General features: G+C 36.1%; 1 protein-coding gene. It reads right to left on the reverse strand.

What is annotated here, in order from left to right; genetic code table 11:
• Positions 1–545: IS3 family transposase (locus KM885_RS17795; protein WP_244987074.1), on the reverse strand; the 545-nt coding region annotated here is incomplete at its 3' end.
• Between the last annotated feature and the right edge of the window lie 3 nt (positions 546–548).

A 548-nucleotide genomic window follows, 5' to 3' on the forward strand; every position in this document is an offset into this window, starting at 1 on the left:
TTTGTGAATTGTGTGCCTTGATCACTATGTAGAATGGCACCTTTCACAAACTTTTTTTCTTTTAAACGATTTAATGCTTCGTACACAAGTTCTATATCTTGACGATGACTAATTGCATACGCCACAATCTCGTCATGAAATAAATCTTTAATCGCACACAGATAAATATATTTGTTTGGTCCCTTTTCCACTGGTAAATAGGTAATATCAATCGCAAACTTTATTCCAGGTTTCTTCGCTTGAAAGTTGCGGTTTAATAGATTAGGTACTTTTTTATTTATTTCGTTACGCTTGACAGAACGCCTTTGACGGATTTTACAACGAATACCATATTTTCGCATAATCTTGGAGACACGCCTCTCTCCAACCTCAATGCCATATTCATCTTTTAACGCCATTTTCATTCTTTTTCTCCCCAACGTACCACGATGTTTATGATGTAATTTGATGATGTAGTTGTATAATTCTTCGTCCCTTTGTGCCTGAACACTACCCCCTCCACGTTTTTTCCATTTATAATAACCAGATCGTGATACATCAGTCAGTTG

This window comes from Oceanobacillus caeni, from assembly GCF_019037185.1.
GTDB classification, from domain to species: domain Bacteria; phylum Bacillota; class Bacilli; order Bacillales; family Amphibacillaceae; genus Oceanobacillus; species Oceanobacillus caeni.